Origin of the sequence: Bradyrhizobium canariense, from assembly GCF_018130465.1 — a bacterium.
Lineage (GTDB): Bacteria > Pseudomonadota > Alphaproteobacteria > Rhizobiales > Xanthobacteraceae > Bradyrhizobium > Bradyrhizobium canariense_C.
On the sequence record NZ_JAFCKJ010000011.1, the window covers coordinates 96,908 to 117,766 of the forward strand.

The following is a 20,859-nucleotide window of genomic DNA, read 5'->3' on the forward strand; positions in this document are numbered from 1 at the left end:
CGCTTGCGTCGTCATGTCATCACGTCGTCAAGTCAATGCTTGGGTCGATGCTTGGGCCCTATGCTAGACTTGCAGGAAGGCCATGTATTCGTTGAATTAACCTATCCCCACCTTATCGGCTTAAGGGTATGTAGGGCATCACGAAGTGGCGACCTCCACACCGGACTAATCCGGGGTGGAACCGTGCACCGGCATACAGCGTAGACTTACAATTCAGGCTTGCACCAAACGTGCCAAATGACAGAGTCAGGGCAAACCATGGCGAACCAAGGGCAGAGCGCCGATCGCGGTCTTGAGGGGCTGACTGCCGCCGCCAAAACTGCTGCCGATACCGAAGGCGCCAAAAAGGGCCTGCCTCCGGTGCATTTGTGGAATCCGCCGTTTTGCGGCGATCTCGACATTCGAATCGCTTCCGATGGTACTTGGTTCTATTTGGGGACGCCAATCGGCCGTCATGCCTTGGTTCGCCTGTTCTCGACCATCCTCAAGCGTGAAGGCGACAAGCATTTCCTCGTCACGCCGGTGGAGAAGGTCGGCATTCGCGTCGACGACGCGCCGTTCATGGCGGTCGAGATGCAGAAGGACGGTGAGGACAACCATCGCGTGCTCCGCTTCCGCACCAATGTCGACGACTGGGTCACCTGCGATGGCGCGCACCGGCTGCGCTTCGAGCAGGCCAGGGACGGCGGGCTGACGCCCTATCTGCATGTCCGCGCCGAGCTCTGGGCCAAGGTCACCCGTGCGCTCTATTACGATCTGGTTGACATGGGTGAGGAGCGGATGGTCGATGGCCAGCCGATGTTCGGTGTCGAATCGGCCGGCGAATTCTTCGCCATGGCCGATGCGGAGCAGGTGAGGGCCGCGCTTTGAACAAGCCTATCCCGAGGAACGATCCCGCCGTGATCGGAGCGGCCGATTTCTTCGCCCGCTCCACGGCTCGGCTCGGCTTCGACGTTCCGCCCGGCCTCTACGATCCCAACATCATTCCGGCCTCCGGCGATCCCGGCACCGACAAGATGCTCGAGATCATCGCGCGCGAGCAGCCGGTGCGGCCGGCGGCGGTTTTGATCGCGGTGGTCGATCATCCCGAGCCGACCATCCTCCTGACGCAGCGGTCGGCGCATCTGAACGACCATGCCGGCCAGATCGCCTTTCCCGGCGGCAAGATCGACGCGACCGACTCCTCGCCGCTCGATGCGGCGCTGCGCGAGGCCGAGGAGGAGGTCGGGCTGTCGCGCGACTTCGTCGAGCCGATCGGCTATCTCGATCTCTACGGCACCGCCTTCGGCTTTCGCATCCTGCCGACGGTTGCCAGGGTGCGGCCGGGTTTCGAGCTGACGATCAACCATTCCGAGGTTGATGATGCGTTCGAAGTGCCGCTATCGTTCCTGATGAACCCGGCCAACCACCAGGTGCACAGCAAGGAATTCCGCGGCATGGAGCGGTCCTACTACGCGATGCCGTTTGCTGAACGCTACATCTGGGGCGCGACGGCCGGCATGCTGCGTGTGCTCTATGAGCGGATCTATTCATCATGATCCGCCCGGTCCTGACCGAGATCGGAATTTTCCTCGTTCCCTTTGCCGTCTATGCGTTGTTCCTGGCCGCCAGCCGTTCCGGCCTGTTCGTGCAATCATCATGGCCGGTCATTGTCGTGGCGCGCCTTGCCCTGGCGGCGCTCGTGCTGGTGATCGCAGGGCTGATCGGGTTTGCGCATTTCTCCGGTGCCGCGCCGGATTCGACCTATGTCCCCGCCCATATCGAGAACGGCAAGCTCGTGCCGGGCGTGGAAAGATAGGGCTGGCCGATGAGCGCGGAGCCCATGCTTGCCGATGCGCCCTGGCTGACCTCGGGCGGGACCGCGCGCGTCCTTCAATTGCTCAACGCGGATGGTGAGGAGGCGCGGGTTGTCGGCGGCGCCGTGCGCAACGCACTGCTCGGCCTCGTGCCCGGTGACATCGACATCGCGACCACGGCGCTCCCGCACGAGGTGATGCGGCGCGCCAAGAGCGCCGGCATCAAGGGCGTCCCGACCGGCATCGACCACGGCACCGTCACGCTCGTCATCGACGGGCAACCTTACGAAGTCACGACGCTGCGCGAGGATACCGAGACCTTCGGCCGCAAGGCCAAGGTCGCGTTCGGCCGCGACTGGGTCAAGGACGCCGAGCGCCGCGACTTCACGATGAACGGGCTCTCGGTCGATGCTGACGGTGTCGTCCACGATTACGTCGGAGGCATCGCGGATGCGGCCGCGCGGCGCGTGCGCTTCATCGGCGATCCCGACCAGCGCATCGCCGAGGATTTCCTGCGCATCCTGCGCTTCTTCCGCATCCACGCCGCCTTTGGCGCCGGCGATCCCGACCGCGACGGCTATCTCGCCTGCATCCGCGGCCGCGCCGGTCTCGCGGGCCTGTCGGCCGAGCGGCTGCGCATGGAGATGCTGAAGCTGCTGGTGGCGGGCGGCGCGTCTGCCGCCGCGCTCGCCATGGCGGATGGCGGATTGCTGCAAGCGCTGACCGGCGGCGTCGCCTATACCGGGCCGCTCTCGGCGATGATCGCGATCGAGCGCGAGCTCGGCCTCACCGCGAGCAGCACGCGGCGGCTCGCCGCGCTGACGGTCGCGGTGACCGAAGACGCCAAGCGCGTCGCCACGCGCTTGAGGCTCTCCAATGCGGAGACCAAGGCGCTGGATTCGATGGGGCACCGCTGGTGGCGCTTGGCCACCAAGGACGAAGCCGATGCGCGGCGGCTGCTCTACCGGCTCGGTGCGGAGCGCTATCACGATCGCGTGTTGCTGGGCTGGGCGAGAGCCGGCGGTGACGTCGGCTCGTCGCGATGGCGTGCGCTCGCCGAGCTGCCGCAGCGCTGGACTGCGCCGAAATTTCCGCTTCGCGCCGCCGATTTCATCGCGCGCGGCATGGCGGAAGGGCCCGCGCTCGGGCGTGTGTTGACGCTCGCCGAGGACGCTTGGCTTGCGGCGGATTTTCCCCTAGAGGAAGCCGCACTCGCTTCCATCGCCGATCAAGCAGCGGCACGCGTCAGCCGCGATGAGAGAACGTGACCATCGTCTCAGGCTTTGCCGACATCTCGATCTTTCAGCTCCTGCTGGTCGCGTTGATGGCGTTGTTTGCTTCGATCATCGGTGGTCTCGCCGGCTACGGCACCGGCGCCCTGATGCCGCTGGTGCTGGTGCCGCTGGTCGGCGCCGAGCCTGTGGTGCCGATCATCGCGATCTCAGCGATCTTCACCAATTCGAGCCGCGCGATCGCCTATCTGCGTTATGCCGACCGCCGCCGCGCGCTGATCGTGCTCGCCTGCGCCGCGCTGACGACGGCGCTCGGCGCCTACGGCTATACGCGATTGACCAATGCCGGCGCGGCGCTGGTGATCGGCTCCATGCTGATCCTGAGCGTGCCGCTGCGCCGCGTGCTCCGCCGCCGCCAGGTCAGGATCGGCGACACCGGTCTCGCGGCCGGCTCGGTCGGCTATGGCGTGCTGGTCGGGGGCACTTCGGGCTCCGGCGTGATCCTGCTGTCGCTGCTGATGGCCGCGGGGCTCGAGGGCGCCGCCGTGATCGCGACCGACGCAATGATCTCGCTCGGCACCGGCCTCATCAAGATCTCGGTGTTCGGCCTCGCCGGCGCGGTCACTGCGCAGGTGCTCGCCTTTGCGCTGTTGATCGGGGGGATCGCCATCCCCGGCGCGTTCCTCGCCAAAGCCTTTGTCGAGCGGATGCCGGTGCACATCCACACCGTGATCCTCGACGTCGCGGTCATCACCGGCGGCCTCGTGATGATCTCGGCTGCGGCGAGGCAACTCATCGCGTAGATGCCACTGGCCCAATTGGCACTCGCGCGTGGACCGCGGACCGAACCTCCTAAGGCGTGTTCTTGTAGACGTCGGCTGCCATACCCAAACCCGGAAGTCGCCCGGCTTGGCCATCATCGGCGGCTTATGACCCTGAAGCGACATGGGGCAAGTGCTCACCTACGGCGAGCCAACTTCAGTAGGCCGAGCGCGATAATGAGAAAGACCGGGACGATAGCCACAAAGGCAAGAGTTGCCGTCAGGCTCTTATGCCAAAACAGAAAGTAAGTTGCGCCCGCAATGGCGGTCATCGACAGCGCCGAGCCAACTAAAGCCAACGTCTGTTTTGTACGGTTCATAGCGCTCCCGGGCGGTCGACACGTGCCAGTTCTGCAACATCAAGCGCTAACGCTAGCTAAACGGGCGGTAGGCAAGTTCGGCTAATGGCCCGAAGAAAGATGACGTGCTCGCGCGGCTCCGCGGCGGTTGGAGCAAGACCGGACATCATCGAGACGTATCCAACGCAGCGCGATTGACCCTTAGCCGACGTTCTGAGCCGCTGGCGATCACAGCCGGGCTTCTGCCGCCGAGAACAGTCGTTCGCTCCGCGGTCCTGCAGTCTTATACCGCCGACATGGGGGCGACGTGTCCGGAGGGAACAGTTTCGTCTGGTTCTACAGGCAGCGTGAACTGAAAGATGGCGCCCCTAGGTTCATTTGCGCCAGCCCACATCCGTCCGCCGTGCGCCTCGATGATCGAATGGCAGATGGCCAGACCCATGCCCATGCCCTTGGATTTTGTGGTGAAGAAGGGGTCGAAGAGGCGGTCCATCGTCTTCGGGTCTAGTCCCGGACCAGAATCCCGCACGCTGACGAATACGCCGTTCGAGGCATTTCTGCCGGTGCTGATCAGCAGCTCCCGCACCCCATCGCCCATTCCGCCCATCGCCTCGACTGCATTGATGATCAGGTTGAGGATCACCTGTTGAACCTGGACCCGATCCGCTTGAATCGGTGGAAAGCCCTCCGCAAGTTGCGTCCGCACCAGGACGCCATTCTTGGCCGCTTCGAGACGGGTCAGGGCGATGACCTCAAGTACCACCGCGTTGATCTCCAACGCTACCCTCTGTTGAGGCGCCTTCTTCACCAGGGCCCGGATCCGCCCGATTACATCGCCGGCTCGCAGACCGTCGCTGACGATACAATCGAACATCTGCCGGACCTGCTCCAGATTCGGCGGCTGGGCAGCCAGCCAGGACAATCCGGCCTCGGCGTTGGTGACCATCGCGGTGATCGGCTGGCTGACTTCATGGGCGATCGAGGCCGCGAGCTGCCCCATCATGGTGACGCGATTGGCGTGCGCGAGCTCCGCCTGCGCAGAGCGCAAGGCCTCTTCGGCTCGCTTGCGTTCGGTGATGTGCCGCCCGACGCCGCGGTAACCGACGAAGCACCCGGTCTTATCGAACACCGGCAGCCCCGAGACGGACACATAGCGCTTGCTGCCGTCGCGGGCCGGTCTAGCGAGCTCAAAATCACGGAACGACGAATGGGCATCGAGCGTTTCCCGGTGCTTGCGCCAGGTCTCTGCGTCAGGCTCCAGGTAAGGCACTTCCCAGCGCGTCTTACCGATCTCCGAGTCCGCCGCCGGCGCGTCGACAAGGCTCTCCGCGAATTCCTGGCGGGTAAAGCGATGCTGCGCGTCGGTCTCCCAGTACACGTCGAAGGAGAATTGCACGAGGGTGCGAAAGCGCTCCTCACTCTGGCGCAACGCCTCTTCCGCCCGCTTGCGCTCGGTCAAATCAAGGATGAAGCCAACGCCTTGATTTGAACCCTCTTCGAACATCGCCCCGCCGATTAGCACGGACACGCGGCTTCCGTCTTTACGCAAATACTCCTTCTCGAACGGCGCGAGGGTCCCGATCAGCTCCAGCTCCGCAATGTTACGTGCGTCGAGGTCGCGCCATTCCGGCGGCGTCAGCATCGTACGGTGCAGGCGTCTCGCGGCGAGATCCTCGCGGTCGTAACCCACGATACGCAGAAACGCGTCATTGGCCTCAAGTATGCAACCTTCGAGGTTCCAGATCATGACCCCTATGATGTTGGAGTCGACGAGGCGTCGAATCATCCTGTCGCGCTCCAGGAGATCGCTGTGGAGCTGCACATTCTCCTCGGTCGCCTTTCGCCGCCGCTTCGCCTCGATCCGCGCGAGCGCCATCGCGGTCCCCACCAGGACGGTGCCGATGACGCCGGCTGCGAGGGTAAGCCGCGTCCTGCGTCGTTCGAGTTCCCCGGCGCGCTTCTCCCAACCCACGAGCTGAAAACGCTCAACGTCCTGCAACAGGTCGATTTGCAATCGGATATCGTCCATGCCGCGGATCATTGCCTGGGCCGCCTGCCCGGATACGCGGGCCGCCGTTTTGACGAGGTCGTCGATCTCACGCAGCTTTTCTGAAATGATCAGAGCTAGATGTCCGGCGCGAAAACTCTGTAACGGATCGTTTGCGACCAGAGTCTGGAGCGCCTCGGTCTCCCGTCGTACGCTTTCGTCCGAGACGCCGTAAGCCTTGAGATAAGCCGGGTCGAGGGTGAGCAGATACCCGCGCCTTTCAGTCTCCAGGTCGACGATGATCGTCCGAAGCCGATCAAGGGTGTCAATGACCTGGCCGCTGTGCTCGAGCGAGAGATTGATCGCCTCGCCGTCACGCCAGCTTTGGAGACCGAGAAATCCGGTCACCGCGGACAACGTCAGAAGCGCTGCAATCACAGGGATCAGCGGTCGCGCAAACCATCGCGAAAAGTGGCTCCGAGCAAAAGCTGGCATCGGCTTCGTGTCTTCGGTGACCGCCCGGCGGTCGCGTGATAGAATAGCGGGCAGCGCATGCGCAACGATAGCACATGCGCGTTGGCGCGGGAGCGGGAACCCAACATTCCCGGCCGCGCATCCCGGCTTCGCAATGGCGCGAACTGACGGATATGGCTCAGCTTCGCATCCTGTGAATGCCATAGCTACGGGAGCACCATCATGGATGGAAGCTCATCAAGCGGTCGCGCGCCCGTCAGTCGGCGCAGCTTCGTCAAGGGATTGGGCGCTGCGGGAGCAGTCTTGCCGGCCTTCACCATGTTACCGCGCACGAGCTTGGCCGTGGATGACCAGGCCTATGCCAGCGCCGCAATCGACTGGAAGCAGTTTGCGGGGCAGACGATCACGCTCGCAGGTGCGATCCATCCCTGGTCCAATGCGATCACGCCGCTGTTGCCGGATTTCACCAAGCTCACCGGCATCAACGTCGTGACCGACTTTGCACCGGAAACCACATACCTGAGCGCGATACCGATCAGGCTCGCACGCGGCAGCAGTACACCTGACGTTTGCATGTTCGCCACGTACGGCCAGGGCATCTCCGGAGGATGGCTCGAGCCGCTGAACGCTTATTATTCCAAGAAGTCGCTGACCGATCTTCCTTGGTATGACGAGCGCGATCTTCTCAAGACCGCCCGGACTTTCTCGCTGTGGCCGGATGGCGAGAGGTACGGCTTTACGATCACGTCCGAGGCGATGACCCTGTTCCTCAACAGCGAAATGTTGACAGCCAAGGACTTGCCGGCTCCCCAGACTTTCGACGAACTGCTCGCGACCGCCAGGGCAGTCAAGACCGATGCGATATCGGGAATCGCGATGCGAGCTCAGGCGGGCGGCAATTCCACCCCAGCGGCCATGGCTTTCGTGTTCTCTTACGGTGGCGCCATGATCAAGGACAATAGGGCCGCTTTCGCGAGCCCTGAGGCGATTGCGGCCGTCGACATGTACGGACGGCTGCTCCGCGAGGCCGGGCCTATCGGGGTCGGCAGCTATGAATGGTACCAGGTGCTGGACGATTTCCTGCAGGGCAGGACAGCAATGGCGATCGACAGCAGCAACTTTGCGACCGACATCTCCAATCCAGCGAAGAGCCATGTCTCCAAGCAGGCGGGGTTTGCAGCCTTTCCGCATCTCCCCGGCCGCGAACCCGTCCCCTTCATGTCGCACTGGCAGGCGTGCATCAATTCCAAATCAAAGAACAAGCAGGCCGCTTTCCTATTCCTGCTATGGGCAACGAGCAAGCCGACCTCGTTGCGGACCGCAGCTGCGGGACTGGCAACCACCCGGCTGTCGGCCTGGTCGAGCGAGGCTTTCAATAACGCGTTCGGCCGGCAAGCCGCCGAGGCAGCACTGAGCAACTTGCAAAAGGCCGATGTCGATCGCGCCAAGGCAATCCTTTTCCACCCGCAATCGAGACCCATCCAGGATGTCTTCATGATTGGCGTTAATGAAGTCGTGTCCGGAGTCAGATCGGCAAAGGATGCAATGATCGCCGCGGCTGAAAAGGCCAATGCCGCGATCCGCGGATAAGGGAGCCGTCCCGAGGGGGTACGCGCGTCATGGCTCGCGCGAGTAGGGCGTGATCAACGTCGGCTGCCCGATGGGCGGCGGACCTGATTGCCGACTGTGGCTGACAGCGGTGCGACCCAGAGCGGCCGATTTCGGCTGTCGTGGAGGAACCGCCGGTCTTCGCCTTGCGGCAGTACCGCGGTCGTTTATGTCTGCGTCGGCGTGATTGCTATGCGATGGACTTCCACCTTTTGACCGATGCCCTTCAGGTTCTCGTATTTGCGCGACACCGAGCGTGAATTGACGATGTCGCCGACGCCCGGCGCCTCGATCACCGTTGCACTGATGCAAACTTCGTTGACATCGGCGAGACCTTGCACGCGTGCGGCGATATTCACGTCCTGTCCGAAATAGTCGATCCGGTCATTGAGCGTCACCGCAATCGCCCGACCTTTATGAACACCGACCTTGAGGCCTAGCGGCCGCGAAGCGGTCCGGTTGAACCGCGACAGCTCCTCGATCATCTCGATGGAGGCGCAAACGGCGTCCTGGGGACGTTCGAACCCGGCCATGACCGCGTCGCCAATCGTCTTAATAATGGTGCCGGATCTCTCCCCAATGATCCTGTTCAATATCTCGAAGTGTTGTCGAACCAAAAAATACGCGTTCACGTCTCCAACGCTTTCGTACAGCGGAGTCGACTGCTTCAGGTCGGTGAACAGGAAAGTCATGTCCGAGACCTTGATGCTCTCGCCCTCATCCACCAGCTGCGCCTTGTAGAGTTCGCGGAAGCTCGGGGTGAGCAGCAACCGCTTACCGGAAAGAAACGGTTTATATTCGACCAGATGGGGCGCGAAACCGAAGGGATACTGGACGAACCAGAAGCGACCGCGATCGCCGGTGCGGTTCTCGATCCCGATGGTGTGCTTGCCTGGGCTGAGATCGGCCGTCTGCCGGAACGAAAAACGTCCGTCGCCGAGGACCATCTCTCTCGGGGCCGTGGGGCGATCCGGCAGCAGAAAACGGCCGGACTCGAGCTGGACCAGCGTCCCTTGCGGTTCTGCCGGCTCGCCGTTCACGAAGAAGACCAGAAGGAGTTTGTGGCTCAAATCCAGCACCTCGAAACGGCCAGCCGTGACCTCGAAGTCGAAGCTGCGGTGCTCATGGCCCTCGATATCGGCGAAGCCCCGTGAGAGCGCGGCAACGAGCTGCTGGTGCGTCATCCCGTGCGGAGCGATGAAGCCCTTCGAAAAATTGTAGCGTAGGTAAAAATCCTCGACAGACAGCATTTCGGGATGGCGGAATATGATGTCGCGCACGCCGCTCGAGACCGTAAAGGTGACCTGGATGTAGTCGTCCAGCGCCACATCGTTGGTCGCGTTGCAGAACGCGCACTGAAAGCGTGGATGGACCTGGTCGAGCTCGCGAAAACTGCCGGCGATCTGGGGGCAATAGGCGCACATGAGCAGCCAGTCCATCTCGAACAGGCCTACCTTGGCGGCGTGCACGAACAGCTCTATCGCGTCCGCCTCGGATAGGTCTCCGAGGCCGCTGTATTGGATAGGGTTGATGCGAAAGAGATCATAGTCGTCGGCGGTACGGATGAAGCGTTCAAGCTTCGGGAGGACATTCGGTGCCCAGCTTCTTACCGACCCGAGCGCCCCGAGTCGCTGGCTCAGGAGACTCTCGTTGACCGCAGACGGGACATTCATCTCATGCCTCCTAGTTGACGGGCTGACTACGCTATCGGTCCCCGGCCGAGTTCCGGGCGGACGGCACCGTCGCCTCGTCCGGGCCGATGGCCCCTAGGTTCTCGACGATCTCGAAACAGCCGTTCTTCGCCTGGGCGATGTACATGTTCATGCGGACGTGGTGCTGGCCGGGAACCATTTCCGCCGGACCGCCCGGCCCCTCGGCGATCCTTGCGTGATCGAGCGCCGCGATGACGTCCTCCTGGCGCAGCGAGCCGGCCTCGTTCACTGCCGCCGCCCAGAGCATCATCCCACGATAGAGACCGGAGCAGGCGCTGCCGCCCGTAAACTGCTCTCTGCCGGGATAGCGCTTATCGTACGCGCCGAGCAGCGTCTTGCTGAAGGGATCGCTGACGTTCTGGTAGAAGTCGAGGCAGCCGTAGAGGCCTTCCACATGCGGCGCGAGCAGCAGGCCGAGCAGGTTCTCGTCGAAATAGGTGCAGATCAGCTGCCCGCCGCGGCTCTGAAAACCGGCGTTATGGAGTTGCGCGAAGAAGGGCACTACCCCAGGAGGAACGATGGTATTGAACACCACTTCCGCGCCGCTGGACATGATCCTCCCAACTGTCGCGTCGTACTCCATGTGATCGAGGGGATAGTATTCCTCGCCGACGATGCTGCCGCCATTGGCGGTGACGAGCTGGCGGACCCTTTCGTTCATCACGCGCGGCCAGATATAGTCTGCGGACGGCAGGTAGAATGTTTTGGCACCGGTCTTGCGCATCAGCCAGGGAATGAGCGGATCGAGCTGCTGCGCCGGCACCGGGCCGGTGCAGAAGATCAGCGGGTCGCATTCCTGCCCTTCGTATTGTTCGGGGTAGATGTAGAGCGTCCTGCCCTTTACGACGGCGGGGCCCTTGATGGCTTGCCGAGTGGAGCTGTAGATGCCGCCGAAGATCACATCCACCTTGTCCTGCGAAACAAGCTTGGCCGCCTTGGCCTGCGCGACCGCGTCGGTCGTTGCGCCGTCCTCGAGATAAAGCTCGATCTTCCGTCCCAGCAGGCCGCCATTGGCGTTGATCTCGTCAACCACCATCCTTGCCACGTTGGCGTTGGCGCGGCCCATGAACGAAAGTGCTCCCGTCTCTTCCGCGATCATGCCGACTTTGATGGACGCTTGTGTCATGGCAGACACCTCTCATGAGCTGTGTGCCCACATGGCGCGTTTCGGGCCAAAAAAATGCCGTCCGCTCGTCGAGAAGCGGTATCGGCAACCTGCATCGCCGGCACGCAAGAGCGCAGCGCATTGAACAGTGATCAATTCAGTCGCAACGGCAAGCACGATAAAAAAGTCGGTGCGTCGAGCTGCCCGTGCGGGCACTCAATTCCATATTCTGCGACAACGCGCCCCAATGTATCTTCGATACCGCCTTGTATGCAAGCAAGCAAAGCGTGCGCCCGAACGATTTGCCGCGAGAACAGACTTGAACACTTTCCCGCTGCTGGATCGAGAGTGGCAACTGATCGGCCGGTCCAGGCAAGCTCGCGATTGTGCGGGAAAGCGCTAATCGAGATCATGATCAGCGACCTTCGCGCGCGTATCCGGCGCGAACGACATACGACCGCTGTTGGCCCGTCGGCGAAGTGGCGACGCGTTCCATTGAGGGCCGCTTGATGGGGCGGAGCAGACTAAATGTGCGCAAGCTGAGTTCTCAGGTTTTGAACCGGAACGGACCTCGTCGAGCGAACGCAGTCGTTGCAGACGATCTGTACAACGAGTACCGTCGCCGATGCCGATAAGGAACCCCAATGACTGATCGAGAAAAGATTCTAATTGCCCTTCGCGAAAAGCCTCTGAAGACTTTCGAAATCATGAAGCGCGTGAACATAAAGAATCAGGACGATTGCCAATCGCTCCTGCTGAAGATGCGCGACGACGGCGCCGTGAAGTTCGATATTCACAAGGGAAATTGGCGCGTTGCGTGACGTTCGCATGGTCACCCGCGGCTGGTTTGATTGCTTCGAAGTTCCTTTAAGCAGAGAGCGAGACTAGCCGGCCTAGGGCGGTTTTTCTCTGCGGCAACTTCCATTTCTGACGTCCAATCCTCTCGGGAGCCAGCACGATGAATATGGTCTCAGTGCCCGGCGGGATCAATCGCCCTCCCGGGAAGGTCGATATCCCGTCTGCCTGGCAGGGTGCTGAGATGAAAACCAATCCTGATCGATGGTTGATATCCCTTGCCGCCGGCGAGATCGCCGAGCTTGAAGGCGCGGCTGAAACGTATCTTGGCAGAGGCATTGGAATCGCCGAGATCACAAAGGAAAGCTTTCCGCTTCCTCATCTCGGCGCGCACCTGGAAGAACTCAAGAAGGAGCTCCTGGTCGGCTTGGGCTTCGAAGTCATACGCGGCCTCCTGGTGGCAAAATATAGTCAGGAGTTTGCCGCTACGATATTTTGCGGAGTGGGCGCGCATCTTGGATCGGCGCGGTCTCAGAATGCGGCGGGCCACATTCTCGGTCACGTCCGTGACACACGGGCCGATGCGAAAGATCCGAACACCCGAATTTATCAAACTTCGGAGCGGCAAACATTTCACACGGATTCGTCCGACGTGGTTGGATTGTTATGCATTCGCGAGGCGATGGAGGGAGGGGATTCTCTCCTTGTCAGTACGACGACAATCTACAACGAGATGTTTGACAGGCGTCCCGACCTTGCCGCTCTCTTGTTTGATCCGATCGCGACGGACCGGCGCGGCGAGGTGCCGGAGAACGAAAAGCCATATCTTGAAATCCCGGTGCTGAATTGGCATGCGGGGTTCCTGACCGGGTTCTATCAGCGCCAGTATATCGATAGCGCGCAGCGCTTTCCCGATGCGCCGAGACTGACGCCGGCTCACCTCGAGGCGCTCGATCTCTTTGACGCGCTCGCAAATGATCCCACGCTGCATTTGGGCATGCGGCTTCAACCGGGTGACATGCAGTTCGTTTATAATCATGCACTGTTGCATGACCGGACCGGATTCCGCGATTGGCCCGATGCAGGCCAAAAGCGTCATTTGTTGCGCCTTTGGCTCAGCATGGAAGGCGACCGGCCGCTGCCCGATTGTTTCAAACAGCGCTATGGCTCGATTGAGATTGGCAACCGCGGCGGCATTATTACCAAAGGTACCAGTTTGAACGTCCCGTTGGATTGACGTTCGAAGCATTCAGCGATGTCCGCTCTCGTGCCAAGATTGGCAGAGAAGCGGACATCGGGTTGGGCGGAGCCGAGTGCTCCAATCCAACCAGGACGCGGCCTTAGCCGCGCTTACTCCTCGTCTTCGTCGTCTTCATCCTCGTCTTCGTCGTCGAGCTCTTCCAGGTGCTCGAGCACCGCGAGCGGCAGCGTCTCGCGAAACAGATCGCCTTCCGCGCCCATCCAGAGACAGGTCACGTCGTCGCCCTTCACGTCCGCGACGGTGAGCGGCTGTCCGCCGGATTTCAGCATGACGATATCGCCGGCTTTTAGTTCCATGGATGGTCCTCTTGGGTTGATTGACGGGAGAAGCTAGCAAACCGGCATGACACGCCGATCACGGGCTGTGGGACTGGTGGATATGTTGCGGTAGTGCGCATCCGCTGGCCGGACTGCTGAAACGCCGATCAGGGAGCTTTAAGCCGGAGCGGTCCCATGACGAGAGGCAATGGCGCCTGTTCGATGGATGGCGCAAGGGCTTTCCGTCCCATGCGCTGCGACGATGACACCATGCGCCTGTTTTGCCCGACGGAGCAAATGATTTCGTCAGATCCGCAGTTTGCGTTTGCCGCAAGTCCTTGATTTTGCTGCGGCCGTCTACTGTGCATGGGGTTGTTTTCGATGTTTTTGTTTACGCACCCTGATTGCAGTCAGCCCGGCACCAGTTCGCTCAGCGAGCGGATGATGCGGTCGGGCTTCACGGTCGAGCCTTCGGGCAGGCCATCGTCATGCACGTCGATCCAGATCGCATAGATGCCGAGGCGCTGCGGCGTCACGACCTCCCATTCCAGATTGTCGCCGATCATCCAGGTGTCTTTCGCGGTGACGCCGAGCGCCTCCATCGCGTGCAGATAGGCGCGCTCCTCAGGCTTGCCGAAGCCGTGCTCGCCCTCGATCTGGATGTGGTGAAAGCGGTGCGCCAGCTCGAAGCGCTCGACCTTGGCGCGCTGGGTGTCGGCGGCGCCGTTGGTCACCAGCGCGAGCTTGACGCCGAGCGCCTTGAGCCTGTCGATGGCGTCATGCGCGCCGGGGAAGACGAACATCTCCTCCTCGCGATAGGTGGTGAAGCGGTCGGCGAGGCGAATGGCCAGATCGTCGGGCAGGGCGCGGTGGCCGGCGGCCGCGAGCGCGGCGAAGCCGCCCTTGACGGTGAGATGCCGGGCCTCGGCGAGCTTCATCCGCCACGAGGCGTCCGCATTGGCCCAGAAATTCTTCGCGAAGGACAGGACGGTGCTTGCGACCAGTTGCGGCGGCAGCGGCGCAAGCTCCTCGGCGAACTCCGCTGTGATCGTGTTCCAGGCGATCTCGGGCCGGCCATAGGCCGACAGGATGGTGTCGTCCATGTCGATCAGCATGGCGCGCGGCAGCGGCCTCGTTGCGGGCTTCGTCGTCGTCATGGCCATTTCACCTCTGGCGGCAGCGACGACAGGATCGAATCCACATTGCCGCCGGTCTTGAGACCGAAGATGGTGCCGCGGTCGTAGAGCAGGTTGAACTCGACATAGCGGCCGCGCCGGATCAATTGCTCCTCGCGATCCTCCGCGGTCCAGCTTGTCGCGAAATTGCGCCGCACGATGTCGGGATAGATCTTCAGGAAGGCGCGGCCGACATCCCGGGTGAAGGCGAGGTCGGCGTCCCAGTCGCCGCTGTCGTGCCAGTCGTAGAAGATGCCGCCGATGCCGCGCGCCTCTTTGCGGTGCGGCAGATGGAAGTACTCGTCGCACCACTTCTTGTACTTGTCGTAATCGGCGATGCCGTTCGGCTGCGCGCAGGCCTGTTTCATCGCGGCGTGGAAGGCGACGCTGTCGGCATCGTCCTGCGTGCGCCGGCGGTCGAGCACCGGCGTGAGATCGGCGCCGCCGCCGAACCAGGCTTTGGTGGTGACGACGAAGCGCGTGTTCATGTGCACCGCCGGCACGTGCGGATTGCGCAGATGCGCGATCAGCGAGATGCCGGAGGCCCAGAACTTCGGGTCGTCCGCCGCACCGGGAATCTGCGCGCGAAACTCGGGCGCGAATTCGCCGTGTACGGTGGAGCAGTGCACGCCGACCTTCTCGAACAGGCGGCCTGACATCATCGACATCACGCCGCCGCCGCCGGCCGCGCCGGTATGATCGGTGCGTTGCCAGGGCGTGCGTTTGAAGCGGCCGGCCTCGCCCGGATAAAGGCTCTCGGGGGCATCGTCCTCCAGCCGCTCGAAGCTTGCGCAGATGTCGTCGCGCAAGGCTTCGAACCAGGTGCGCGCGCGGGACTTGCGGTCTTCGATCAAGCTCGGGTCCATCGTGGATGCCATTCCGTCAGCCCTGCGGGCCATAATAGGTGCAGCTCTCGTTGCAACTGTCGCGGTGGATGCTGACGCGGGTGAGCTTGCCGATATGGGCCAGCCGCTCCCAGACGAAGCGCGAGAGGTTTTCCAGCGTCGGTGTGCCGAGTGCCTCGATCTTGTTGAGGTACTTATGGTCCAGCGTCACGCGCACGTCCTCGATGGCGCGCTGGACCAGGCCGAGATCGACCACCATGCCGGTCGCAGGGTCCGGCGTGCCGCGCAACGTCACCTCGGCGCGGAAGGAGTGGCCGTGGATCTCTTCGCTGGCCGCGCCAAACGTCGTTCCCGACAATGAGTGCGCGGCCTCGAAGCGGAACGATTTCGTCAATTCCCACATCTGTTCGAAAACCAATCCTATCTGATGCCAAGCGACTTATGCGTCTGCACGCTGAGCCGCCATTGCGGATGATTCAGGCAATAGTCGATGGCGCGCGCGGTGTTTTGGGCGACCTCGGGCCCGTCCATCGGCTGCAGCGAGAAGCGCTCGAAGGCGAGGCCCGCGAAGGCTTCCGGCGCGGCGAGCGGCTGCGGATAGACCAGCTTCAGCTCGTGGCCGCGCCGGATCACCAGATCGCTGCCGCCCTTCGGGCTGACGCAGATCCAGTCGAGCCCCTCGGGCGGGGCGATCGTGCCGTTGGTCTCGACCCCGATCTCGAAGCCGCGTGCATGGAGCGCGTCGACCAGCGCGGCATCGACCTGGAGCAGCGGCTCGCCGCCGGTGAGCACCACGTAACGGTTGTCGGTGGAGGCTGTCCATTGCGCGGCGATGGTGCCGGCGAGTTCCGCGGCCGAGGCATAGCGGCCGCCGAGCGTGCCGTCGGTGCCGACGAAATCGGTGTCGCAGAATTTGCAGATTGCCTCGCTGCGGTCCGTCTCGCGCCCGCTCCAGAGATTGCAGCCGGCAAAACGGCAAAATACGGACGCGCGCCCGGCATGGGCGCCTTCGCCTTGCAGGGTCAGGAAGATTTCCTTGACCGCGTAACTCAACCTTCTCTCCTCAACATATCAAACTTGCGGGTTCCGGATCTGCCGCAGCGCTTCGCCTGCGGCCATCGCCGCGGTCATGGCGACATTGAGCGACCGCAGCCCCGGAGCGATCGGGATCACCAGCCGCGCGTCCGCGGCCTCGACCACCGCCTCGGTGACGCCGGCGCTCTCGCGCCCGAATAGCAGGATGTCCGCCGTCTGGTAACGGAAATCGCGGTAGTCGGTCGCCCCTTTGGTGGTGAACAGCAGCAGGCGGCTGCCCTGGGCCGCGCGCCATTGCTCGAATTTCGACCAGGAGTCGTGCCTGACGATGCTGACCTGATCGAGGTAATCCATTCCCGCCCGGCGGAAATGGCGGTCGGAGACGGGGAAGCCCGCCGGTTCGATGATATGGGCGGCCACGCCCAGACAGGCGCAGAGCCTGAGAATCGTGCCGGTGTTCTGGGGGATGTCGGGTTGGAAAAGTGCTATCTGCATGGGCTGTGCCGGGTTCGATGCGGGCCGGAAATGTCTCAATAAAACATCGCTGGCCGCGGAATTCGTGCATTGCACGCTCCCGCGCCGATAGCGGGCTTGCGCTCGCCCGGCAAGGGTGCCAATAGAACGATTCTGGACTGCTGTTTTCGCCTTGTTTTGGTGGGGACACGTGAAGTTCTGCCGCCGCGGGGGGCCGCGGGCGCCGGCAGGCTGTTCCGGGGACCTTGGGGGCTCCTGGAGCGGTTCCGCCGGCTGCATAAGAAGAAAGGGTTGGAATCGTGACGACAGCGTCTTCGGCGGACCATCCGACACGCCGTGATTTCTTATTCGTTGCAACGGGGGCAGCTGCAGCAGTAGGGGGCGCAGCCGCGCTCTGGCCCTTCATCTCCCAGATGAATCCTGATGCGTCGACCATCGCCGCCGGTGCGCCGATTGAGGTCGATCTCAGCCCGGTCGCCGAGGGGCAGGACATCAAGGTGTTCTGGCGCGGCAAGCCGATCTATATCAGCCACCGCACCAAGAAGCAGATCGACGAGGCGCGCGCCGTCAACGTGGCGAGCCTGCCCGATCCGCAGTCCGACGAGGCCCGAGTCAAGTCCGGCCATGAGCAATGGCTGGTCGTGATCGGCATCTGCACCCATCTCGGCTGCATCCCGATCGCCCATGAAGGCAATTACGACGGGTTCTTCTGCCCCTGCCATGGTTCGCAGTACGATTCGTCCGGCCGCATCCGCCAGGGGCCCGCGCCCGCGAACCTGCCGGTGCCGCCGTACCAGTTCGTTTCCGACACCAAAATCCAGATCGGCTGAGTTTCGGACCCGCGTCCGAAGCTTCGCGCCGTCTCGTCGTTATATTTCCTCAGGATCGCATCATGAGCGGACCATCCGACTACCAGCCGAGCAATCCGGCCCTGCAATGGATCGAGCGACGTCTGCCGATCATCGGTCTCGTCCATTCCTCCTTCGTCGTCTATCCCACCCCGCGCAACCTGAACTATTGGTGGACCTTCGGCGCCATCCTCTCCTTCATGCTGGGGATGCAGATCCTGACCGGCGTGATCCTGGCGATGCACTACACGCCGCATGCCGACCTCGCCTTCAAGTCGGTCGAGCTGCTCGTCCGTGACGTCAATTACGGCTGGCTGCTGCGCAACATGCACGCCTGCGGCGCGTCGATGTTCTTCTTCGCGGTCTACGTCCACATGCTGCGCGGCCTCTATTACGGCTCCTACAAGGAGCCGCGCGAGGTGCTGTGGATCCTCGGCGTCATCATCTACCTCCTGATGATGGCGACCGGCTTCATGGGTTATGTGCTGCCGTGGGGCCAGATGAGCTTCTGGGGCGCCACCGTCATCACCAATTTGTTCTCCGCCATTCCCTATGTCGGCGAGAGCATCGTGACGCTGCTGTGGGGCGGCTATTCGGTCGGCAACCCGACGCTGAATCGCTTCTTCTCGCTGCACTATCTGCTGCCGTTCGTGATCGCGGGCGTCGTCGTGCTCCACGTCTGGGCGCTGCATGTCGCCGGCCAGAACAACCCCGACGGTGTCGAGCCGAAGACGGAAAAGGACACGGTTCCGTTCACGCCGCATGCGACCATCAAGGACGGGTTCGGCGTTGCGTGCTTCATGCTGCTCTATGCCTGGTTCATCTTCTACATGCCGAACTATCTCGGCGACGCCGACAACTACATTCCGGCGAATCCGGGCGTGACGCCGCCGCACATCGTGCCGGAATGGTATTACCTGCCGTTCTACGCGATCCTGCGCTCGATCCCGAACAAGCTCGCGGGCGTGATCGGGATGTTCTCGGCGATCATCATCCTGTGCTTCCTGCCCTGGCTCGACGCCGCCAGGACGAAGTCGTCGAAGTACCGTCCGCTGGCCAAGCAGTTCTTCTGGATCTTCGTCGCGGTCTGCATCCTGCTCGGCTATCTCGGCGCGCAGCCGCCGGAAGGCATCTATGTGATCGCCGGCCGGGTCCTGACGTTCTGCTACTTCGCCTACTTCCTGATCGTGCTGCCGCTGCTCTCACGCATCGAGAAGCCGCGGCCGGTGCCGAACTCGATCTCGGAGGCGATCCTCGCCAAGAGCGGCAAGGCCGTGGCTTCCGTCGCGGTCATGCTGGTCGCCGCCGGCGCGCTGTTCTTCGGCAGCCTGCAGGATGCCCGCGCCAACGAAGGCAGCGACAAGCCGCCGGGCAACAAATGGTCGTTTGCCGGCCCTTTCGGCCATTATGATCGCGGCACGCTCCAGCGCGGCCTGAAGGTCTACAAGGAGGTCTGCTCGAGCTGCCACGGCCTGTCCTACATCGCCTTCCGCAACCTCGCGGAAGCCGGCGGCCCAGGCTATTCGGTGGCGCAGGCGGCGGCCTTCGCGTCGGACTACAAGGTCAAGGACGGTCCGAACGACGCCGGCGACATGTTCGAGCGTCCTGGCCGGCCGGCGGACTATTTCCCCTCGCCCTTCCCGAACGAGCAGGCCGCGCGTGCAGCGAATGGCGGCGCGGCGCCGCCGGATCTGTCGCTGATCACCAAGGCCCGTTCCTACGGCCGCGGCTTCCCGATGTTCATCGTCGACTTCTTCACCCAGTACCAGGAGCAGGGCCCGGACTACGTCTCGGCGGTGCTCCAGGGGTTCGAGGACAAGGTGCCGGAAGGCGTGACCATCCCGGAGGGCTCCTACTACAACAAGTACTTCCCGGGCCACGCCATCAAGATGCCGAAGCCGCTCAGCGACGGCCAGGTGACCTATGACGACGGCTCGCCGACCACGGTCGCGCAATATTCCAAGGACGTCACCACGTTCCTGATGTGGACCGCCGAACCGCACATGGAAGCGCGCAAGCGCATGGGCTTCCAGGTGTTCATCTTCCTGATCATCTTCGCCGGCCTGATGTACTTCACCAAAAAGAAGGTCTGGGCCGACTCGCACTGAGCGGCCTGAGGCGAGAATGAAGAGGCCCCCGCAAGGGGGCCTTTTTGTTGGGCACGACCCTCCGTCATTCCGGGGCGATGCGTAAGCATCGAACTACGGTGCGCACTTGCGCACCTGAGAATCTCGAGATTCCGGGTTCGCACTGCGTGCGCCCCGGAATGACGCGAGTGTGGATTGCCTATCGCCCGCTCAAACGCCAAAATGCCGCCAACCGCTCCCCCAAAAACTCGTCGGAGGACACCATGGGAACCGCCATCACGTTCAAGCGCCCGGACGGCAAGGACGCATCGGGCTATCTCGCCAACGCCGCGCGCGGCAACGCGCCAGGCGTGGTCGTGATCCAGGAATGGTGGGGCCTGTCGGACCAGATCAAGGGCCTCTGCGACCGCTTTGCGCTGGCCGGTTTCGACGCGCTCGCGCCGGATCTCTACAAGGGCAAGGTGGTGCCGTATCACGACACCGACGCCGCCGGCAAAGAGATGAACTCGCTCGATTTCATGGACGCCACCACGCAGACCGTGCGCGGCGCCACGCAATATCTGTCACGCAACGGCGCCAAGGTCGGCCTCACCGGCTTCTGCCTCGGCGGCGCCGTCACCATCATCGGCTCGGTGCATGTTCCGGAGCTCGCGGCCGGTGTCGTGTTCTACGGCATTCCGCCCGAGCAGGCGGCCAAGCCCGCCGACGTCAAGATCCCGCTCCAGGCCCACTTCGCCAACAAGGACGATTGGTGCACGCCGGAGCTGGTCAACGGCTTCGAAAAGGCCATGAAGGCCGCCGGCAAGTCGCTGGAGCTGTTCCGCTATGACGCCGAGCACGCCTTCGTCAACGAGCAGCGCCAGGCCGTCCACGACCGCGAAGCCGCCGAACTCGCCTGGAGCAGGGCGACGGAGTTTTTCCGGAAGCATCTGGGGTGAGTGTGGTGCCGCTAGTCGCGCCACAATGTCAGTGTCGTCCCGGCCTTCGCCGGGACGACGGTCGAAATTGATGGTCCGACTAAGGACCCACCAGCACCCGGCGGCCCACC

Annotated in this window: 21 protein-coding genes; 11 read left to right on the top strand and 10 right to left on the bottom strand. The window is 62.8% G+C overall.

From position 1 onward, the window contains the following. Positions 1 to 258 precede the first annotated feature (258 nt). From JQ591_RS25855 to JQ591_RS25875, 5 genes are read left to right on the top strand one after another with little or no spacing between them, the layout of a single operon-like run. Complete coding sequence (locus JQ591_RS25855; RefSeq protein WP_211398832.1) at positions 259 to 870, top strand: DUF1285 domain-containing protein; 612 nt, start codon at positions 259 to 261, stop codon at positions 868 to 870. Beyond that, on the top strand, positions 867 to 1,538 hold the full coding sequence (locus JQ591_RS25860) for a CoA pyrophosphatase (protein ID WP_211398833.1): 672 nt from the start codon (positions 867 to 869) through the stop codon (positions 1,536 to 1,538). The genes JQ591_RS25855 and JQ591_RS25860 overlap by 4 nt, the downstream gene beginning before the upstream one ends. After that, a complete protein-coding gene (locus JQ591_RS25865) occupies positions 1,535 to 1,798 on the top strand; it encodes a DUF6111 family protein (RefSeq protein ID WP_211398834.1) in 264 nt (87 codons plus the stop codon). The genes JQ591_RS25860 and JQ591_RS25865 overlap by 4 nt, the downstream gene beginning before the upstream one ends. A 9-nt stretch (positions 1,799 to 1,807) precedes the next feature. Then, positions 1,808 to 3,064 carry a CCA tRNA nucleotidyltransferase gene (locus tag JQ591_RS25870; RefSeq protein WP_211398835.1) on the top strand — a complete coding sequence of 419 codons (1,257 nt, stop codon included), beginning with the start codon at positions 1,808 to 1,810 and terminating at the stop codon, positions 3,062 to 3,064. Continuing rightward, positions 3,061 to 3,831 (top strand): sulfite exporter TauE/SafE family protein, encoded by a 771-nt coding sequence (locus JQ591_RS25875; protein ID WP_211398836.1) that lies wholly within the window; start codon positions 3,061 to 3,063, stop codon positions 3,829 to 3,831. The genes JQ591_RS25870 and JQ591_RS25875 overlap by 4 nt, the downstream gene beginning before the upstream one ends. A gap of 155 nt (positions 3,832 to 3,986) precedes the next feature. On the opposite strand, the gene JQ591_RS25880 is transcribed toward JQ591_RS25875, so the two are convergent. Continuing rightward, on the bottom strand, positions 3,987 to 4,169 hold the full coding sequence (locus JQ591_RS25880; protein WP_211398837.1) for a hypothetical protein: 183 nt from the start codon (positions 4,167 to 4,169) through the stop codon (positions 3,987 to 3,989). 262 nt (positions 4,170 to 4,431) lie between these two features. Then, positions 4,432 to 6,630: a PAS domain S-box protein gene (locus tag JQ591_RS25885; protein ID WP_211398838.1), complete on the bottom strand. Its 2,199-nt coding sequence runs from the start codon at positions 6,628 to 6,630 to the stop codon at positions 4,432 to 4,434. Positions 6,631 to 6,831: 201 nt separating this feature from the next. On the opposite strand from JQ591_RS25885, the gene JQ591_RS25890 reads away from it, so the two are divergent. Continuing rightward, positions 6,832 to 8,199: an ABC transporter substrate-binding protein gene (locus JQ591_RS25890; RefSeq protein WP_211398839.1), complete on the top strand. Its 1,368-nt coding sequence runs from the start codon at positions 6,832 to 6,834 to the stop codon at positions 8,197 to 8,199. Between the two features lie 185 nt (positions 8,200 to 8,384). Here the strand turns inward: JQ591_RS25890 and JQ591_RS25895 are convergent, their stop codons facing one another. Together JQ591_RS25895 and JQ591_RS25900 are read right to left on the bottom strand one after the other, a co-directional pair. After that, entirely contained in the window at positions 8,385 to 9,890 is a 1,506-nt protein-coding gene (locus JQ591_RS25895; protein ID WP_211398840.1) for an adenylate/guanylate cyclase domain-containing protein, read from the bottom strand. Between the two features lie 31 nt (positions 9,891 to 9,921). Beyond that, entirely contained in the window at positions 9,922 to 11,028 is a 1,107-nt protein-coding gene (locus JQ591_RS25900; RefSeq protein ID WP_249137708.1) for a substrate-binding protein, read from the bottom strand. Between the two features lie 650 nt (positions 11,029 to 11,678). Between JQ591_RS25900 and JQ591_RS25905 the strand changes: the two genes are divergently transcribed. Together JQ591_RS25905 and JQ591_RS25910 are read left to right on the top strand one after the other, a co-directional pair. Next, on the top strand, positions 11,679 to 11,855 hold the full coding sequence (locus tag JQ591_RS25905; RefSeq protein WP_211398841.1) for a hypothetical protein: 177 nt from the start codon (positions 11,679 to 11,681) through the stop codon (positions 11,853 to 11,855). Positions 11,856 to 11,992: 137 nt separating this feature from the next. Continuing rightward, complete coding sequence (locus JQ591_RS25910) at positions 11,993 to 13,066, top strand: TauD/TfdA family dioxygenase (protein WP_211398842.1); 1,074 nt, start codon at positions 11,993 to 11,995, stop codon at positions 13,064 to 13,066. A gap of 113 nt (positions 13,067 to 13,179) precedes the next feature. Here JQ591_RS25910 and JQ591_RS25915 read toward each other — a convergent pair whose 3' ends face one another. From JQ591_RS25915 to JQ591_RS25940, 6 genes are all read right to left on the bottom strand, one after another. Further along, positions 13,180 to 13,386, bottom strand: a complete 207-nt coding sequence (locus tag JQ591_RS25915) for a YodC family protein (RefSeq protein ID WP_211398843.1) — start codon at positions 13,384 to 13,386, stop codon at positions 13,180 to 13,182. A 371-nt stretch (positions 13,387 to 13,757) separates the two neighbouring features. Further along, complete coding sequence (locus tag JQ591_RS25920) at positions 13,758 to 14,504, bottom strand: HAD family hydrolase (protein WP_433995216.1); 747 nt, start codon at positions 14,502 to 14,504, stop codon at positions 13,758 to 13,760. Next, positions 14,501 to 15,388 (bottom strand): oxygen-dependent coproporphyrinogen oxidase, encoded by an 888-nt coding sequence (gene hemF, locus JQ591_RS25925; RefSeq protein ID WP_211398939.1) that lies wholly within the window; start codon positions 15,386 to 15,388, stop codon positions 14,501 to 14,503. Before hemF ends, JQ591_RS25920 begins: the two co-directional genes overlap by 4 nt. A 16-nt stretch (positions 15,389 to 15,404) precedes the next feature. Beyond that, positions 15,405 to 15,770 (bottom strand): 6-pyruvoyl trahydropterin synthase family protein, encoded by a 366-nt coding sequence (locus tag JQ591_RS25930; protein ID WP_211398940.1) that lies wholly within the window; start codon positions 15,768 to 15,770, stop codon positions 15,405 to 15,407. A 17-nt stretch (positions 15,771 to 15,787) separates the two neighbouring features. After that, the gene (gene queE, locus JQ591_RS25935; protein ID WP_211398845.1) at positions 15,788 to 16,420 is read right to left on the bottom strand and encodes a 7-carboxy-7-deazaguanine synthase; all 633 of its coding nucleotides are present in this window, start codon (positions 16,418 to 16,420) and stop codon (positions 15,788 to 15,790) included. A gap of 18 nt (positions 16,421 to 16,438) precedes the next feature. Then, positions 16,439 to 16,897, bottom strand: coding sequence for a tRNA (cytidine(34)-2'-O)-methyltransferase (locus tag JQ591_RS25940; protein ID WP_211398846.1), 459 nt, complete (start codon positions 16,895 to 16,897; stop codon positions 16,439 to 16,441). 278 nt (positions 16,898 to 17,175) lie between these two features. Between JQ591_RS25940 and petA the strand changes: the two genes are divergently transcribed. The 3 genes from petA (at position 17,176) to JQ591_RS25955 (ending at position 20,749) form a co-directional block, all read left to right on the top strand. After that, positions 17,176 to 17,706, top strand: a complete 531-nt coding sequence (gene petA / locus JQ591_RS25945) for a ubiquinol-cytochrome c reductase iron-sulfur subunit (protein WP_026232845.1) — start codon at positions 17,176 to 17,178, stop codon at positions 17,704 to 17,706. Between the two features lie 62 nt (positions 17,707 to 17,768). Further along, positions 17,769 to 19,832, top strand: a complete 2,064-nt coding sequence (gene fbcH / locus JQ591_RS25950; RefSeq protein WP_211398847.1) for a cytochrome b/c1 — start codon at positions 17,769 to 17,771, stop codon at positions 19,830 to 19,832. Positions 19,833 to 20,074: 242 nt separating this feature from the next. Then, complete coding sequence (locus tag JQ591_RS25955) at positions 20,075 to 20,749, top strand: dienelactone hydrolase family protein (protein ID WP_211398848.1); 675 nt, start codon at positions 20,075 to 20,077, stop codon at positions 20,747 to 20,749. Positions 20,750 to 20,859 lie beyond the last annotated feature (110 nt).

Excerpts from the sequence above, each read along its gene's own strand:
- fbcH (WP_211398847.1), top strand. The coding sequence starts at position 17,769 with ATGAGCGGACCATCCGACTACCAGCCGAGCAATCCGGCCCTGCAATGG.
- JQ591_RS25955 (WP_211398848.1), top strand. The coding sequence starts at position 20,075 with ATGGGAACCGCCATCACGTTCAAGCGCCCGGACGGCAAGGACGCATCG.
- hemF (WP_211398939.1), bottom strand. The coding sequence starts at position 15,388 with ATGGACCCGAGCTTGATCGAAGACCGCAAGTCCCGCGCGCGCACCTGG.
- JQ591_RS25905 (WP_211398841.1), top strand. The coding sequence starts at position 11,679 with ATGACTGATCGAGAAAAGATTCTAATTGCCCTTCGCGAAAAGCCTCTG.
- JQ591_RS25930 (WP_211398940.1), bottom strand. The coding sequence starts at position 15,770 with ATGTGGGAATTGACGAAATCGTTCCGCTTCGAGGCCGCGCACTCATTG.
- JQ591_RS25885 (WP_211398838.1), bottom strand. The coding sequence starts at position 6,630 with ATGCCAGCTTTTGCTCGGAGCCACTTTTCGCGATGGTTTGCGCGACCG.
- JQ591_RS25915 (WP_211398843.1), bottom strand. The coding sequence starts at position 13,386 with ATGGAACTAAAAGCCGGCGATATCGTCATGCTGAAATCCGGCGGACAG.
- JQ591_RS25880 (WP_211398837.1), bottom strand. The coding sequence starts at position 4,169 with ATGAACCGTACAAAACAGACGTTGGCTTTAGTTGGCTCGGCGCTGTCG.
- JQ591_RS25890 (WP_211398839.1), top strand. The coding sequence starts at position 6,832 with ATGGATGGAAGCTCATCAAGCGGTCGCGCGCCCGTCAGTCGGCGCAGC.
- JQ591_RS25920 (WP_433995216.1), bottom strand. The coding sequence starts at position 14,504 with ATGACGACGACGAAGCCCGCAACGAGGCCGCTGCCGCGCGCCATGCTG.
- JQ591_RS25870 (WP_211398835.1), top strand. The coding sequence starts at position 1,808 with ATGAGCGCGGAGCCCATGCTTGCCGATGCGCCCTGGCTGACCTCGGGC.
- JQ591_RS25865 (WP_211398834.1), top strand. The coding sequence starts at position 1,535 with ATGATCCGCCCGGTCCTGACCGAGATCGGAATTTTCCTCGTTCCCTTT.
- JQ591_RS25855 (WP_211398832.1), top strand. The coding sequence starts at position 259 with ATGGCGAACCAAGGGCAGAGCGCCGATCGCGGTCTTGAGGGGCTGACT.
- JQ591_RS25895 (WP_211398840.1), bottom strand. The coding sequence starts at position 9,890 with ATGAATGTCCCGTCTGCGGTCAACGAGAGTCTCCTGAGCCAGCGACTC.
- JQ591_RS25900 (WP_249137708.1), bottom strand. The coding sequence starts at position 11,028 with ATGATCGCGGAAGAGACGGGAGCACTTTCGTTCATGGGCCGCGCCAAC.
- JQ591_RS25940 (WP_211398846.1), bottom strand. The coding sequence starts at position 16,897 with ATGCAGATAGCACTTTTCCAACCCGACATCCCCCAGAACACCGGCACG.
- JQ591_RS25910 (WP_211398842.1), top strand. The coding sequence starts at position 11,993 with ATGAATATGGTCTCAGTGCCCGGCGGGATCAATCGCCCTCCCGGGAAG.